This window comes from Streptomyces sp. NPDC051018, from assembly GCF_044456085.1.
GTDB lineage: Bacteria > Actinomycetota > Actinomycetes > Streptomycetales > Streptomycetaceae > Streptomyces.
The window spans coordinates 462,309-477,904 of record NZ_JBITFN010000001.1 but is presented as its reverse complement, the minus strand read 5'-3'; the positions used below and the strand labels follow the sequence as shown (position 1 = coordinate 477,904).

The window sequence follows — 15,596 nt, the reverse complement described above, 5'->3', positions numbered from 1 at the left end:
TCTGATGCAGTGATTTCGCTGATCGCGCCCCCATTCCCCGGCCGGTTTCCCATAGCCGCGCCGGGGGGAGCCATGGCGGAGGAGAGTTTCGCCGATCTGATCGCGGCCGAGGACGTGCTGCTGTTCGTGAACGCCGCCGTCACGGCCACCGGGCAGCGGGAGTTCCACTCGGACGCGGGCCGGCAACAGCTCTCGCTGTCCTTCCTCCATGAGTATGTACGGGTCAACTACCGGTCGGTGTACGCGGCGGCGCTCGCCCTCGACATCAACGACCACAACGCGGCCCGGATCGTCGAGCAGTTGCTGCGCACGGCGGGCGACGCGACCGCGGAGCAGAAGCGGGTGGAGGGCCGGCTGATCGCCGCGCGGCTGGCCCTGCTGCCGCCGCAGCGTGTCTACCGGCTGTTCCGCGCGCTCCGCGACGCCCGGGTCAACAACCGCCGCACCCGCGCGATCCAGCGCGACTGGCTCGCGTCACGGCCCGATCCGGGCCATGACGCGGTGAAGTACCGGAGCGGTCTGAAGGCCGTGGCGCGGCACGCCCATCTGCCCGTCGGCCAGGAGCTGGGCGACTTTCTCTTCCGGCCCGGCACACGGGTCCGCTACGAGCACGGGCTCCTGGACGCGTACCGGCGCGCCCACTACGAGCAGGGGGCGATCTACGAGCTGCCGTTCACCGTCGCCGGGGGATTCGCCGCCCGGCACCGGGTCCCGCGTGAGCTGTTCCTGGAGCGGATCGCCCCTCGGATGACCAGGCTGGAGCGGCTGCGGACCCGGCGGAGCGCGGGTACGGAGCACGATCTGACCGTGATGCCGCTGACCCGGCTCGCTCTCTACGTCCTGTCCCTTCCGCCCGGAACGCGCGGGGAACGGCGCGCGGAGCTGAGGGACGCGCTCCGGGCCGCCGCGCTCCGGGCGGCGGGGCCGTACGCGGGGACCTGGGGCCGGGTCTCGGCCGTGCTGGACGACAGCTACTCGTCGTACGGCTCCGGGGTCAAGCGCCGCCGCCCGCTGGCGGTCGCGCTGGGGGCGCACTGGCTGCTGGAGGCACTGGCGGAGTCGTACACCGCGCACTGGACGTCGGGCGGCCGTGATCCGCTGCTGGTACGGCCCCGGGGAGCGAGCCCGCTCGGTATGCGGGTGCTGGACGCGCTGGAGGACTCCCCCGAGCGGCTGGTGATCGTCTCGGACGGCTGGGACAACGCGCCGCCGGGGCTCGCCGGTGAGGTGCTGCGCGTCTGGCGGACCCGGCTCGATCCGGGCCGGAGCACCAGTGTCGTGCATATGAACCCCGTGTACGACGCGGACGGTTTCGACGTACGGTGGCTCGCGCCCGGGGTGCCGACGGCCGGGATCCGGGACGCCGAGGATCTGGCGGCGCTGGTGGAGATCGCGCAGTTCGCGACGGGCCGTACGGGTCTCGTGGAGCTCCAGGCGTATCTGGACCGGCGCACCGGACTCTTTCTGGACCGCCCCGGCCACCGTACCGAGGGGGCGCGATGAGCCGTCTGGACATGACCGGGCTGGTCGCTGCGCCCGCCCAGGTGTGGGGCGGAATCCGGCTGGTGCCGCTGGTGCGGAACGCCCCCGTGGAGGGGCTGCGGCTGCGCCACGAGGTCTACGGCGGCCCGGTCCCCGCGGGCGGGACCTCGGGAACCCGGGCGGAGTACGGGCCCGGCGACTGCGACATCCGCGCGGACGACGAGGACGCGGGGCGCGCCGACAGCACCGTGGACCTCGGGTCGGGCCACCGCTATGTCTCCTACGTTCCGCACGGTTTCGTGGCGGACTGGTCGGGCGACGGAGGACGGTCGGCGGCGTACGGAACGGTGCTGGGCGACACCGCGCCCGAGCATGTCCCGGTCCGCCGCCATCACCGGCTCGCCAAACGCCGGGGCCCGGACCGGGACGGCGGCGGGCAGCGGCTGCGCTTCCTCCCGCTGCATCTGGCGCTGGAGGGGTATCTGGCGCTCCACTTCGGCGGCCCTTCCGTGATGTGGGACGAATGGTCCCAGCGTGCGGTACGCCAGGGGCTGTCGCCGCGCGCGGAGGCGGCCTACGGCGGATGGCGGGTGCGCGGGCTCGAGGAAGCGCTGCGGGTGTTCGAGATCCATGAGGGTCAGTGCGGTGTGCTGGTGTACGCGGCGGACTCGCTCGCCTCGGCCTTCGTCGTACCGCATCCCGACGACTACCGTGCCCTGCATCCGTCGCTGGTCGAGGACCTGTACGGGGACCTGGTCCATCAGCACGCCCTCTTCGGCCGGCCCGTGCCCGCGTTCGAGGCGGTCGTCCGTGACGAGAACCGGGTGCGGACGCTCGCGGATCTGCGGGCCGCGGCCCGGGAGCAGGAGCGCGAGTGGACGCGTGACCATGACGCCGTGATGGCGGCCGGACTGCTCGATCCGTCGTACGCGTTCGAGCGGGTCCGCTCCCTGGGGTCGTTCACGCTCCGGCGCTTCCTCCCGCCGTTCCAGCGGGGTGTGCGGGAGCAGCACATCGGCGAGGTGATCACCGACCACCGGGGGCGGGTGGCCTATCTGAAGACGTTCCGGCTCTCCGAGGCGCAGATCCGCCGGGGCCATCTGCTGTCGTCGCTGCACGACTGCGACTGGCATCTGGACCGTACGGCCGCCGCGCTCGGCACCGGCCGGGCCGATCTGGTGCGCCGGATCCATGACGCGGGTTTCGGATGGATGCTGAAGCAGGGCGTGGAGCACTGGCCCGGGAAGTAGCGCGCGGGGGCCCTCCACGGCCGGGCGCCCCGCCCCTTGAGAGCCCCCGTGCACGCCCGCCCCCGCCGGTCTCCGCAGGGAAGCCCCCACCGGCGTCCGTACCGAAGCGGAATGCGGACGGGCCGGTGGTATTCATCACATCACGGACGTCGTAACACGGGGTTCACATCAGGGCAACGGACGGGAAATCGCGCATTGCCAAGCTGCCTGGCATACCGCTGGACCCGCAAAGGATGAGGCCCCCGTGACCATCAAGGCTGAGTACATCTGGATCGACGGCACCGAGCCGACCGCGAAGCTCCGCTCGAAGACGAGGATCCTCCCCGACGCCACCGAGCTGCCCGTCTGGGGCTTCGACGGGTCCAGCACCAACCAGGCCAAGGGTCACGCCTCCGACCGGGTGCTCAAGCCGGTCCGCTCCTGCCCGGACCCCATCCGCGGCGGCGACCACGTCCTGGTGCTCTGCGAGGTCCTCAACACGGACATGACCCCCCACTCCTCCAACACCCGCGCGCAACTGGCCGAGGTGGCCGAGCGGTTCGCCGGGCAGGAGCCGGTCTTCGGCATCGAGCAGGAGTACACGTTCTTCGACGGCGACCGCCCGCTCGGCTTCCCCGTCGGCGGCTTCCCCGCCCCGCAGGGCGGCTACTACTGCGGTGTCGGCGTCGACGAGATCCACGGCCGTGATGTCGTGGAGGCGCACCTGGAGAACTGCCTCACCGCGGGCCTCGGGATCTCGGGCATCAACGCCGAGGTCATGCCGGGCCAGTGGGAGTTCCAGGTCGGCCCGCTCCCGCCGCTGGAGGTCGCCGACCAGCTGTGGATCGCCCGCTGGCTGCTGTACCGCACCGCCGAGGACTTCAAGGTCGCGGCGACGCTCGACCCCAAGCCGGTGAAGGGCGACTGGAACGGGGCGGGCGCGCACACCAACTTCTCGACCAAGGCGATGCGCGAGGGGTACGAGGCCGTCATCACCGCCTGTGAGTCGCTCGGCGAGGGTTCCAAGCCGCTCGACCACGTCAAGAACTACGGCGCGGGCATCGACGACCGGCTCACCGGTCTGCACGAGACCGCCCCCTGGAACGAGTACAGCTACGGCGTCTCCGACCGGGGCGCCTCCGTCCGTATCCCCTGGCAGGTGGAGCGGGACGGCAAGGGCTATATCGAGGACCGCCGCCCGAACGCCAACGTGGACCCGTATGTGGTGACCCGGCTGATGGTGGACACCTGCTGCACGGCCCTGGAGAAGGCCGGCCAGGTCTGAGGCCACCGCCGGGTTCCGGAGACTCCCGAGGGGGTGCGCGCCGTGATAAGGCGCGCACCCCCTCGCTGTCGGTGGCCTGTGGCAGGGTGACCGCATGCCGGAGATCAGGGTGACGGACGAAGGCCGGGAACGGTACGAGGCGATGGCGGAGGCCCCGGAAGCAGAGGACCCAGAGGCGGAGGCCCCAGAAGCAGAGGACCCGGAAGCAGAGGACCGAGAGGCGGAGGCCCCGGAAGCAGAGGATCCGGAAGCGGAGGAGGAGTTCGTCTGGGACGTGATGAGGGAGCTGACGTCCGAACTCCGGACCCGGATCGCCGGCGGATACACGGGCATCGAGGATCTCGCCGAGTTCGCGGCCGACTTCCTCGACGGCGAGGACGGCGAGGACGACAGGCCGGACGAGGAGGAAATCGAAGCGCTCATCGGCGAGCTGTGGCGGGAGCGGCTGGCCGAGGAGGCCGGGTGGGAGGGCGAGCTGGACCCCGACCGGCTCACCGTCGCCTTCAACGCGCTGGACGACGCCGGCATCACCGCCCGGGAGGACTTCACCTGCTGTCTGTCCTGCGGGATGTCCGAGATAGGGGATGAGCGTTCCCCCGGCGCGCGCGGCTTTGTCTTCTTCCACTCGCAGGCGGTGGACAGCGCGGTCGAGACCGGTTCCCTGTCCCTGTATTACGGCGGTTTCGACGGCTCCGAGGACACGACGCGGGCGATCGGCCACGAGGTGGTGGCGGCGGTGGCCGCGCAGGGGCTCCGGGTGGAGTGGAGCGGCAGTCCGGACCGGGCCGTCGAGGTGAAGCTGGACTGGCGCAAGCGCGTCGACCAGGACATGAGTGCCCTCGACGCCGACGACGCGTGGGAGTTCGGCGCGGACGAGGAGGACGAGCAGGACGAGGAGGACAACTGAGGCGAGGACGGATGACGGCCGGAGAACGGGCGGCGAACGGCCCGAGAACGGGCGGGTGTGACGGAATCACCGTCTCGGTCCGTGAGAGCGACCCTCCTTGAGGCGCCGTTCATCTGATTCAATGAGCCCATGGCAGGCTTCCGGAACTCCGCGACAGGTCACACCGACCTTGAGCCGTTCTGGCCTTCCCGGCAGCACCACGACTTCGACCGGGTGTGTTGCCGCGCGGTGAACGCGCGGGCCCTCTAAAGCCGCTCATCCGGCCTTCGGCCAGCGCGCACGACGTACGTCCGTCCCATCGACTCGTCGACTCCTCCGCGCGAAAGAGAGCTGACCTCTCATGGTGAATTCCCGTCCCTTCTCCGCGGTCCAGGCCCGGGCCGCCGCCTCCGCCGTCCAGCCGGGGCGCCTCGTCCCGGGCCGTCCCGTACGCCACCGGCTGCGAGCCGTCGACCCCGACGAGGTCGTCCCGCCCGGCGGCTTCGTCCAGGTGGCGGAGCTGCTGCCGCCCGGCGCCACCTGGCTGCCCGCGCCGCAGCACGATGTGCCCGGTCTGCCGGGCCGACCGCCGATGCTCGGCTATCTCGTCCTCGTACCGGCCGATCAGCACCCGTCCGCGGCGCCCGCGCCGGCCGCCGTGATGCCGGGCGGGTCCGGGCCGGTGCGGATCGACCCGGCGCGGCGGCTGGCCGTGGTCGACGAGCGGGCGCTGGAGCTGACGTATCTGGAGTTCGAGTTGCTGGCGCATCTGGTGGCACACCCCCACCGGGTGCACTCCCGCGACCAGTTGGTGACCACGGTCTGGGGCTATGGACACGTCGGCGACGGGCGCACCGTCGACGTCCATGTCGCCCGGCTGCGCCGCAAGCTGGGCGCCGAGCACCGCCAGGCGATCCGGACGGTACGCCGGGTCGGCTACACCTACGCCCCCTGATCCGTGCTCACCGCGGGTGGGAGCGGCCCGGACCCGGGGGAGGTACGGGTCCGGGCCGCGGTCCCGGTCAGGCGCGGGCTCTCGCCACCGCCCCCACCGCCAGGTCCACCACCAGGAACGCCAGCAGACTGAGGCCGAACAGCGGCACGAACCATCCGATCAGCGCGGTGACGGCCGCCAGCGGCAGCAGCACGGGAAGCGGCACCCTGCGCCAGGTTCCGCGCGGCACGGGACGCCCGCCGCGGAGCCCGTGTGCCTTGGTGGGCCTGCGCAGCCACCACATCCGGTAGCCCCACAGGATCAGCGCGATGAGCGCGAGCGCGAGGGCGGCGAGGGCCAGCTGGTTGGGGAGGCCCAGGAACACCCCCATATGGGCGTCGATGCCGAAGCGGGTGAGCTGCGCGAGTATGGAGTAGTCGGCGAAGCGCAGTTCGTCGATGACCCGGCCGTCGGCGGGGTCGACGGCGACCGAGTCCAGATGGACGGGGAAGGTGGCGTCCGTCTCCCTGATCACATAGCCGGTGCCCTCGCCGGGGAGGGTGAGGGAGAGCGGGCCGTCGATCCCCGCGCCGCGTGCGGCCGCCAGGGCCCGGTCGACGCCGACGTCCGTGCCGTGGTGGGCGCCCCCGGCCCCGCCGCCGTGGCCCTCGTGGTCACCGCCCGCGGCGGTCCCGGTGCCGGGCGCGAGGGCCGCGGAGACGGTGGGGGTGGCCCCGCCGAGCTGGTCCTGGACCGCTCCGATGTTCTCACCCGCGTACCGCGACCAGGTCAGTCCGGTCGCCGAGAGCAGGACCAGACCGGTGACGGCCCACAGGCCGACGGCGCCGTGCCGGGAGAGCGTGCGGCGGCGGCCCCTGGCTCCGCGCTCGGGGACGAACAGCGCGCGGCGCGCGGTACGCCTGCGGCCGAGCCACAGCAGCAGGCCGCCGAGCGCGACAACCCACAGCCAGGACGCGGCCAGTTCGCTGTAGTTGCGGCCGGGATCGCCCAGTTGGAGATCCCGGTGGAGGGAGTCGAGCCAGGTGCGCAGCGGCAGGGCGCCCGAGCTGCCGTAGGACGGCAGCTCTCCCCGTATCTCGGCGGTGTACGGATCGACGAAGACGGCGAGGGACGTGCCCTCCTCGACTCCGGGGGCGCTCATCAGCACCCGTGTGGTGGCGTCCTTCTCCGAGCCGGGCCAGACGGCGGTGACCGTGCCGTCGGGGCGGGCCTCGCGGGCGGCCTCGATCTGCCGGCTGAGCGGAAGAGTCCGCTCACCGGCGGGAACCGTCAGTTCGTGCCGGTAGACGATCTTCTCGGCCTGGAAGGAGAGGGCGTAGAGCAGTCCGCTGATCGCGGCGATCAGCAGCAGCGGGGCGATCAGCAGTCCCGCGTAGAAGTGCAGACGGAGGACGAGGGGCCGCAGGGCGCTCCATACGGAGCCTGTCGCGGTCTCCTGCTCGGTTTCGGTTCTGCCGTGGGCAGAGGCGTCAATGGCCATGGTGATCCTGGGAGTTGGTGTCGACATGGGGAAGAGGCCCCAGGTCAGACGGCTGCTCCGGGGGCCGTGGCGCGGATGGCGGGGAGCGCGGGCGGTCCACGGCGCACCAGGGTGTGGCCGAGTACGGCACTGAGGAGACCGGGCGCGGTGCCGGGCCGCGGCGGTACGAGGGGCCGGGGGCCCGGCGGCAGTGGTACGGCGGTGAGCGGTGGCCGCAGCGGAGTGAAGGCGAGGGCGACCGCGGCACGGGCGAGCCGGAAGAACGCGGCCTCCCCGCGGGCCAGCCACAGGGCGCATACGGCGGCGGCGAGGAGGTGGGCGGCGAGCATGCCCGCCGGGGAGGATCCGAGGAGCGCGGAGCCCCCGGACAGCGCCTCCGCGCCGGCGGCCGGATCGTGGTGGACGTCCGGGGCGCTCCCGGATGCCGGGCCGTGGGCGCGGCCTTGGGCCTGGGTCCGGACGAAGAGCAGATGCAGCGCACCCTGGGCGGTCAGCAGTCCGGTGCCGATGGAGAGCGCGCCCCGGCGGCGGCCGCCGGCGAGCCACGCGCCGGCCGCGGTCGTCCCGAAGGCGGGCAGGAGTGCCGTGAGGGAAAGATCGTGCCCGGAGGTGTACGCGTGCCCCGTCGCGGACCACGCGACACAGATCGCCGCGAACAGCGCGGCCCGCAGGGCGCGCAGGGGCGACCGGGCATCCGTCATCGTCCGCACATGCTGCCACCGCCGGGCGCGGCGCGGGAGAGGGTCGGGGATTCCTCCTGCCCGCGCGGGGGTCGTTTGTGTTCTTCTGCCGGCAGAAATCCTGTTGCTCATCGGTGCCGGAGGGCAGAGTCACGCCCATGAGACTTCTGATTCTGGGCGGAACGGAGTTCGCCGGGCACGCGGTCGCCGAATCGGCGCTCGCCGGGGGCTGGGACGTGACCGTCTTCAACCGGGGGCGGAACGCCCCGCCGCAAGGGGTGCGTACGCTCATCGGCGACCGGACCGTGCCCGGCGGACTCGCGGCGCTCGCCGGGGGCGAGTGGGACGTCGTCGTCGACACCTGGTCGGACGCGCCCCGCGCCGTACGGGACTCGGCGCGGCTGCTGGCGGATCGCGCGGGTCGCTATGTCTATGTGTCGAGCTGTTCGGTGTACGCGTGGCCGCCGCCTGCGGGGTTCGACGAGACGGCGGCCGTGTACGACGGCTCACCGGACGCGGAGGAGGCGCCGTACGCGGAGGCCAAGCGGGGCGGCGAGCTGGCCGCGATCGAGGCGTTCGGGGAGGACCGCTCGCTGCTGGTGCGCGCGGGGCTGATCCTCGGTCCCCGGGAGAACGTGGGACGGCTGCCGTGGTGGCTGAACCGGATCGCGCGCGGCGGGCCGGTGCTCGCGCCCGGGCCCCGGGAGGCGACCGTGCAGTACATCGACGTACGCGACCTCGCGGACTGGACCGTCTCGGCGGCGCGGGCCGGGCTGAGCGGTCCCTACAACCTGGCGGGCGAGCCCGGACGGACGGCGTTCGAGGAGGTCCTGACGGCGTGTGTACGGGTCACCGGGGCCGCGGCCGATCTGCGGTGGACTCCCCCGGCGGCGATTCTCGCGGCCGGGGTCGAGCCGTGGACCGATCTGCCGATCTGGGTTCCGCCGGTGGAGGCGCGGGATCTCCACAACGCGGTCTACACGCTGGACGCCGGCCGGGCGTCGGCGGCGGGGCTGCGGTGCCGGCCGCTGGAGGAGACCGTCGCGGACACCTGGTCCTGGCTGCGGTCGTCCGGCGGGGACGGGCGGGGAGCGGGGCGGCCGGGTGTGGGGCTGGCTCCGGAGGTGGAGGCGGCGCTGCTGGGCGGCTGAGGTGTGCGGGGAAGGGCGGGTGCCTGGTGGAGCTGGCGCCTGGTGGAGGGGAAGGTTCCTGTTGGAGCGTGGCGGGCCGCGGGGGACGCGCGAGGGTGCGCCGGGGGCGGTCCGGGTGCCGGGCGGTCCGGCGGGGAGCGGGTCCGGGTCCGGGCGGTCCGGCGGGGAGCGGGTCCGGGTCCGGGCGGTCCAAGTGCGGGCGGGATGCGGGGGCGTTCCGGGCCGGGGACGATCCGGCGCGTGCCGGTACGAGGCGGTCCGGCCGGGCGGGGTCCCCGGCCGGACCGCCACAGGATCACCGCCCCTGGAGCACCTGCCCGTCGTGTCCGCCCCCGGACACGGGAAGGTCCTCGACCGGCGGCCGGCCCGGCCCGGGCCTCAGGTCGGGCCAGGTGCGCTCGCCCAGCAGCGCCAGGACGGACGGGAGCAGCACCATGCGTACCACCGTGGCGTCGAGCAGCACCGCGACCGCCAGCCCGACGCCCATCTGCTTCATGTCCTGCATGGACAGCGTGCCGAAGACCGCGAAGACCGCGACCATGATCGCCGCCGCGCCGGTCACCGGTCCCGCCGTGCGGCGGATGCCCTCGGCGATCGCCTCCCGGGTGCCGGCTCCCCGCTCCCGTGCCTCACGGATCCGGGAGACGACGAAGACGTGGTAGTCCATGGAGAGCCCGAACAGCACCACCAGGACGAACAGCGGCAGATAGCTCTGTACCGCGCCGACCGCCTCCGTACCGAGGAGGGACGCGCCCCAGCCGTGCTGGAAGACGGCCGTCATCACCCCGTACGCGGCGCCCACCGAGAGCAGATTGAGCAGGATCGAGGTCACGGCGACGAGGTACGAGCGGAAGCAGTACAGCATCAGCGCGAAGGTGACGACGGTGATGAAGGCGAAGACCGGCACGATCCCGCGCTTCAGCTGGTCGTTGAAGTCGACGGACTCCGCGAGTTCCCCGGTGACATGCGCCCGGGCGCCGGTGCCGTCGAAAGCGGCGGGGACGGTGATGTCGCGCAGTTCGGCGAGGGCGTCCTTGGAGCGTTCGTCGGTGCCGTTCCCCGCGAGCGGCACCTCGATCTCGGCGACGTTCTCCGCGCGGTGGACGGTGACCTGGTCGAACCGCGCCAGGGCGGCCCGTACCGGCTCCGCCGTGATGTCGTCGGCCTCGACCACGATCCGGGCGGGCTCGGGACCGCCGGGGAACGTCTCGGTGATCTTCTTGTACGCGACCGACAGCGGTGCCTGTGAGCCGAACTGCTTCTCCATGCCGAGCTGTTCGGTCTTCATGCCCACGGCGGGGGCGGCGAGCACCAGCATCAGCAGGGTGCCGCTCACCGCGAACAGCCCGGGCCGCGCCAGTACGGGCCGCAGGAGGGCGCCCGCCCCCGCGCGGCTCCGGTGGGCGCGCCCGGTACGGCGGCGGTGGAGGAAGGGCAGCCGGCCCGCGTCGACCCGGTCGCCCAGCCAGGCCAGCAGCGCGGGCAGCACGGTGACCGAGCCCAGCATCGCGATGAACACGACGAGGATCGTGGCGAGCGCGAAGCCCTCGAAGAGCATCAGCCCGGAGAGGAACATGCCCGCCATCGCCAGCATCACGGTGGCGCCGGAGACCAGCACGGCCCGCCCGCTCGTCGCCGCGGCGATCCGCAGCGCGGTGTCGGCGTCGTGTCCGGCGGCCCGCTCGTCGCGTTCGCGGCGCAGATAGAAGAGGCAGTAGTCGACGCCCACGGCGAGGCCCATCAGGAACATCACCGAGTACGTCGTCTGGAACAGATGCAGCTGGTGGCTGGCGAGCGAGAGCAGACCGAAGGCCGCCATACAGGCGGTCAGCGCGAGACCGACCGGCAGCAGGGCGGCGACGACCGCCCCGAAGGCGACGAGCAGAATGCCGAGCGCGAGCGGTACGGCGGTGAACTCAGCCCTGCGGAAGTCGTCGGAGAGCAGATCACCGAGCCATTTCTCGGCGCTGGCCTGCCCGAACTGATGGACTTCGACGCCGGGGCTGCCCTGGCCCGCGTCCCGTACCGCGTCGAGGACGGGCTCCACCCTGTCGGCCGCGGTCTCGGAGTCACCCCTGATCTCGAAACGGATCAGCGCCTCCCGGTTGTCGCCGGAGGCCAGCGGCGGCTCGACGCCGCGGACCTCTCCGGTCCGCTCGATCGCCTCGGTCAGCTCGCGGGCGGTGTCCTTCCAGGCGCCGGGCGCGGTGCCGGTGACCAGGACGAGTTCGCCGGCGGGCCGGTCGAGCCGGGCGTCGTCGAGGATCTTCTGGGCCCGTGCCGAGTCGCCCGCGCCCTCCTCGGAGGCGGTCATCTCGACCATGCCGGCCGCGCCTCCGACGCCGGTGGCCAGGACGACGAACAGCAGCCAGCCGATGATCGCCGTTTTCCGGTGGTACGCACTCCATACCCCGATACGTGCCGCGAGGTTGCGCCTCATGGTGTTTCCGCCCCCAAAACCGAGCGCCCGACAGGTCGCCTACGACGCTAGGAACCGGGGCGCGCCTGCCCCAGCCGCCGGGCACCCCTCCCGTGAGCCATAGGGCGAGGTCAGGGGGGTGGTGCCAGCACCACCCCCGAGCCGGTGGTGAGGCCCAGTGCGCCGGGCCGGGGCCGGGCGGCAGGATGAGGGAAACGAGTGGCGAGAGGTGGATCATGGAAGCGACGAGGGAACGCGCCGGTGCCGGGCCAGGGGTCCGTCACTACCCGGCGGCGCTGACGGCCGGTGTCCGGGGGCTGACCCTGGCGCTGCTGGCGCTGGCCGGGTCCATCACGCTCTTCGTCCTCTCGGTCGTCTCCATCGCCCTGATCCCGGTCGGGGTGGGCGTCTTCGCCACTCCGGCGGTCCTCAAGCTGGTGCGTATGCACGCGGGGCAGCGCAGACTGCTGGCCGCCCGCTGGTCCTCGGCCCGGATACCGGCGGCGTACCGCCCCTTCCCGCGTGATCTGCGCCGGGGGGTCACCGGTCAGGTCGAGCAGTGTGTGCATCTGCTGAAGGACCCGGCGACCTGGCGGGATCTCCAGTGGCTCCTGGTGGACATGACGGCGGGCGCGGTCGTCGCGCTCCTCGGGCCGGCCCTGCTGCTCCAGGGCGTGTTCGGACTGCTGGTCGCCGGCGGTCTGTGGATACCGTTGGTGGCGGTGGAGGACCCGTTCTGGTACACGTTCGTCCCGGTCGGCGGCTGGGGCACGGCCGTGCTCGCCGCACTGGTCGCCACGGCCTTGCTGACCATCGGGATCAAGGCCGGCCCCACGCTGGTGAACACCCACTTCCGGATCGTCGGCGGCGCGCTCGACCCGCACGGGCAGGAGAAGCTGGAGCAGCGCATCGACCGGCTCACCGAGACCCGGCACGACGCGCTGGACAGCTCGGCGGCCGAACTGCGCCGTATCGAACGGGACCTCCACGACGGCGCGCAGGCCAGGCTGGTCGCGATGGGCATGAATCTCGGCACCGTCGAGGCGCTGATCGAGAAGGACCCGGCCCAGGCGAAGGAGATGCTGGCCAGAGCCCGGGAGTCCTCGGCGGAGGCGCTGACCGAACTGCGCGACCTGGTCCGGGGCATCCATCCGCCCGTACTGGCGGAGCGCGGGCTCGGCGACGCGGTCAGGGCCCTCGCCCTGCGGCTGCCGGTGCCCACGGAGGTGGATGTGGAGCTGCCGGGCCGCGCGGACGCGCCGGTGGAGTCGGCGGCGTACTTCGCGGTCAGCGAGGCGCTGACCAACGCGGTCAAGCACGCGGGGGCCGACCGGATCTGGGTGGACATGATGTACGGCGAGGACTCGCTGCGGATCGCGGTGACCGACAACGGCCGGGGTGGTGCGGTGATCGGCGCGGGGTCGGGCCTGAGCGGGGTGGAGCGGCGGCTCGGTACATTCGACGGCGTCCTTGCCGTCAGCTCTCCGGAGGGCGGCCCCACCATGGTCACCATGGAGATTCCTTGCGAGTTGTTCTAGCCGAAGACCTGTTTCTGCTGCGTGACGGCCTGGTGCGGCTGCTGGAGGCGTACGGCTGCGAGATCCTGGCCGCCGTGGAGAGCGGGCCCGAGCTGAGCCGGGCGCTCGCGGAGCTGGAGCCGGACGTCGCCGTGGTCGACGTCCGGCTTCCGCCGTCGCACACGGACGAGGGCCTCCAGTGCGCGCTGGCGGCGCGGCGGGCCCGGCCGGGGCTGCCGGTGCTGGTCCTCTCGCAGCATGTGGAGCAGTTGTACGCGCGTGAGCTGCTGGCCGACGGGAACGGCGGGGTCGGCTATCTCCTGAAGGACCGGGTCTTCGACGCGGACCAGTTCGTCGACGCGGTACGGCGGGTGGCCGGCGGTGGTACGGCGATGGATCCTCAGGTGATCTCACAGCTGCTGTCGCGCCGGGCGCAGGACAAGCCGATGGGCGGGCTGACCCCGAGGGAGCTGGAGGTGATGGAGCTGATGGCGCAGGGCCGCTCCAACACGGCGATCGCGACCCAGCTGACCGTCACCGAACGGGCGGTGGCCAAGCACACCTCGAACATCTTCGGGAAGCTGGGGCTGCCGGTGTCGGACGACGACAACCGCCGGGTGCTGGCGGTGCTGGCCTATCTGGACCACGGCTGAGCGGCCTTCGGCTCCCGCCCGGCGGATGAGTCCGCTCTCATAAGACACCGGAGCGGCCGGGGCACCCGGGAGATCCAGGGGCCACTACACGACTTCTGGGGCCCTGATTTTCCCTTGAATGCCGGTTTTACTCCTGGAGATTGATACAAAGTTCATCGTGTCCTGAACGCCTCATCGAACTCTCACGTATGAATGGTCGCGCTTCTCCCTCTGCCGGGACCCCCCAGAAACACAGACAACCACCCACGCCCGGCAACGAAGCAGAGGAGTTCCATGGGACGCAGGACAAGAAAACGCTCGAAGCTGGCGAACCGGGCCGTGGTCGCATCGGTCGCTTTGATCATGGGCGGGGGTGGGCTGGTAGCGGTCAATGTGTACGCGTCCGCGGACGAAGGCCCGTCCGGCCGGCGCGGGCAGCAGGCGCAGAACGCCGCACAGGCGTCGACCATCGACTGCCCCGAGGCGGCGAACGGCCTTCCCCGTGATGTGCCCCCGGAGGCGCGCGTCGAGGTCGACCGCGAACTGGCCACGATGGACAGCCAGATCACCGATGCCTACCAGCGGTTCGCCGACCGGAGGGACCGGATCCGGCAGGATCCCGCGGTCGCCGACGAGGACATCCTCGAACCCCTGAAGACCAGCCGCCAGGCGAGCATCGACCGGATCGCGGCGGCCATCAACCGCGGCGGCACCAGATGGCGGGGCATGCAGGGCCTGGCCCCGTGCACCCTGCGCGACGACGACGCAGACGGCGGCAACGAGACCCGTAACGGCCGTGGCGGGAGCGGCGGCGGGAGCAACGGGGGCAACGGAACCGGCGGCGGCAGCAGCAGCGGCGGGGGCCAGGGCGGCGCGGCCAACGGAGGCCAGGGCGGCGGCGGCAACGGTGGTAACGGCGGCGGTGGTGACGGCGGCCAGGCGGGCAATGGCCCCGAGGCGTCCGACTTCGTCGACATCCGCTCCGTCCGGCCGAATGTGAAGACGCCCCAGAACCGCCGCAACGCCTCCCGGGGCACCTTCACCACCAACTGCGGAGTGAACCGCAACGGCCTGTTCAACCCCGACAATGTGATCGTGGCACCGGGGGTCTCCAACGGCGCTCACCATATGCACGACTACGTGGGCAACCAGGCCAACGACGCCTTCGCCAGCGACGACGACCTCGCCAACGGCGCCACCACCTGCCGCAACCGCGGCGACCGCTCCTCGTACTTCTGGCCTGTGCTGCGCCTCCAGAACGGCCAGAACGAGAACGACGCCAACGAGGACGGCGGCGGCAAGGACAAGAACGTCGGAGAGATCCAGACCCCGGCCGAGGTCAGCCTGAAGTTCGTCGGCAGCCCGAACGGCCGGGTCACCGCGATGCCGCGGCTGCTGCGCATCATCACGGGCGACGCCAAGGCGTTCGTCAACGGCCCCGGCAACGCCAACGCCTCCTGGAGCTGCACCGGCTTCGAGAACCGCCAGCTCAAGGACAAGTACCCGATCTGCCCGCGGGGCAGCAAGGTCGTCCGTACGTTCAAGTTCCAGAGCTGCTGGGACGGTCAGAACATCGACAGCGCCAACCACCGTACGCATGTGGCCTTCGCCGACGCGCAGGGCAAGTGCCGGAACGGGTTCAAGGCGATTCCGCAGCTGGTCCAGCGGATCGTCTACAGCGTCCCGCCGGGCCCCGGCTTCGCGGTGGACTCCTTCCCGGAGCAGTTGCACAAGCCGGTCACGGACCACGGTGACTTCATCAACGTCTTCGACGAGAGCCTGATGAAGAGGATGGTGAACTGCATCAACCGCAACCAGCGGTGCACCTGAGGGCCCCGCTGCCGTCCGTGGCGCGGGTGCTCCGCGCCACGGCGGCCGCA

At 72.1% G+C, this 15,596-nt stretch carries 12 protein-coding genes; 9 read left to right on the top strand and 3 right to left on the bottom strand.

Features of this window, described 5'->3' with window-relative positions:
• Window positions 1-72: 72 nt before the first annotated feature.
• The 5 genes from ACIBCM_RS01895 (at window position 73) to ACIBCM_RS01875 (ending at window position 5,837) form a co-directional block, all read left to right on the top strand.
• Window positions 73-1,503 (top strand): hypothetical protein, encoded by a 1,431-nt coding sequence (locus tag ACIBCM_RS01895; protein ID WP_399239060.1) that lies wholly within the window; start codon window positions 73-75, stop codon window positions 1,501-1,503.
• A complete protein-coding gene (locus tag ACIBCM_RS01890) occupies window positions 1,500-2,732 on the top strand; it encodes an ARPP-2 domain-containing protein (protein ID WP_399239058.1) in 1,233 nt (410 codons plus the stop codon). Before ACIBCM_RS01895 ends, ACIBCM_RS01890 begins: the two co-directional genes overlap by 4 nt.
• 244 nt (window positions 2,733-2,976) lie before the next feature.
• Window positions 2,977-3,996: a glutamine synthetase gene (gene glnII, locus ACIBCM_RS01885; protein ID WP_399239056.1), complete on the top strand. Its 1,020-nt coding sequence runs from the start codon at window positions 2,977-2,979 to the stop codon at window positions 3,994-3,996.
• A gap of 94 nt (window positions 3,997-4,090) precedes the next feature.
• On the top strand, window positions 4,091-4,903 hold the full coding sequence (locus ACIBCM_RS01880; protein WP_399239054.1) for a DUF6891 domain-containing protein: 813 nt from the start codon (window positions 4,091-4,093) through the stop codon (window positions 4,901-4,903).
• 340 nt (window positions 4,904-5,243) lie between these two features.
• Complete coding sequence (locus ACIBCM_RS01875; RefSeq protein WP_399239052.1) at window positions 5,244-5,837, top strand: winged helix-turn-helix domain-containing protein; 594 nt, start codon at window positions 5,244-5,246, stop codon at window positions 5,835-5,837.
• Window positions 5,838-5,904: 67 nt separating this feature from the next.
• On the opposite strand, the gene ACIBCM_RS01870 is transcribed toward ACIBCM_RS01875, so the two are convergent.
• Window positions 5,905-7,317 (bottom strand): PepSY-associated TM helix domain-containing protein, encoded by a 1,413-nt coding sequence (locus ACIBCM_RS01870; protein WP_399239050.1) that lies wholly within the window; start codon window positions 7,315-7,317, stop codon window positions 5,905-5,907.
• A gap of 44 nt (window positions 7,318-7,361) precedes the next feature.
• Window positions 7,362-8,018, bottom strand: coding sequence for a hypothetical protein (locus ACIBCM_RS01865; RefSeq protein WP_399239048.1), 657 nt, complete (start codon window positions 8,016-8,018; stop codon window positions 7,362-7,364).
• Window positions 8,019-8,155: 137 nt separating this feature from the next.
• Here ACIBCM_RS01865 and ACIBCM_RS01860 point away from each other — a divergent pair, with 137 nt between their 5' ends.
• A complete protein-coding gene (locus ACIBCM_RS01860; protein ID WP_399239046.1) occupies window positions 8,156-9,148 on the top strand; it encodes an NAD-dependent epimerase/dehydratase family protein in 993 nt (330 codons plus the stop codon).
• A gap of 295 nt (window positions 9,149-9,443) precedes the next feature.
• Here the strand turns inward: ACIBCM_RS01860 and ACIBCM_RS01855 are convergent, their stop codons facing one another.
• The gene (locus ACIBCM_RS01855; protein WP_399239044.1) at window positions 9,444-11,588 is read right to left on the bottom strand and encodes an MMPL family transporter; all 2,145 of its coding nucleotides are present in this window, start codon (window positions 11,586-11,588) and stop codon (window positions 9,444-9,446) included.
• Between the two features lie 215 nt (window positions 11,589-11,803).
• Here ACIBCM_RS01855 and ACIBCM_RS01850 point away from each other — a divergent pair, with 215 nt between their 5' ends.
• The 3 genes from ACIBCM_RS01850 to ACIBCM_RS01840 all read left to right on the top strand — a co-directional run bounded on the left by ACIBCM_RS01850 (window position 11,804) and on the right by ACIBCM_RS01840 (window position 15,546).
• Complete coding sequence (locus ACIBCM_RS01850; RefSeq protein WP_399239042.1) at window positions 11,804-13,105, top strand: histidine kinase; 1,302 nt, start codon at window positions 11,804-11,806, stop codon at window positions 13,103-13,105.
• Window positions 13,090-13,737, top strand: coding sequence for a LuxR C-terminal-related transcriptional regulator (locus ACIBCM_RS01845; protein ID WP_399239040.1), 648 nt, complete (start codon window positions 13,090-13,092; stop codon window positions 13,735-13,737). Before ACIBCM_RS01850 ends, ACIBCM_RS01845 begins: the two co-directional genes overlap by 16 nt.
• 273 nt (window positions 13,738-14,010) lie before the next feature.
• Window positions 14,011-15,546 carry a DUF1996 domain-containing protein gene (locus tag ACIBCM_RS01840; RefSeq protein ID WP_399239038.1) on the top strand — a complete coding sequence of 512 codons (1,536 nt, stop codon included), beginning with the start codon at window positions 14,011-14,013 and terminating at the stop codon, window positions 15,544-15,546.
• Window positions 15,547-15,596 lie beyond the last annotated feature (50 nt).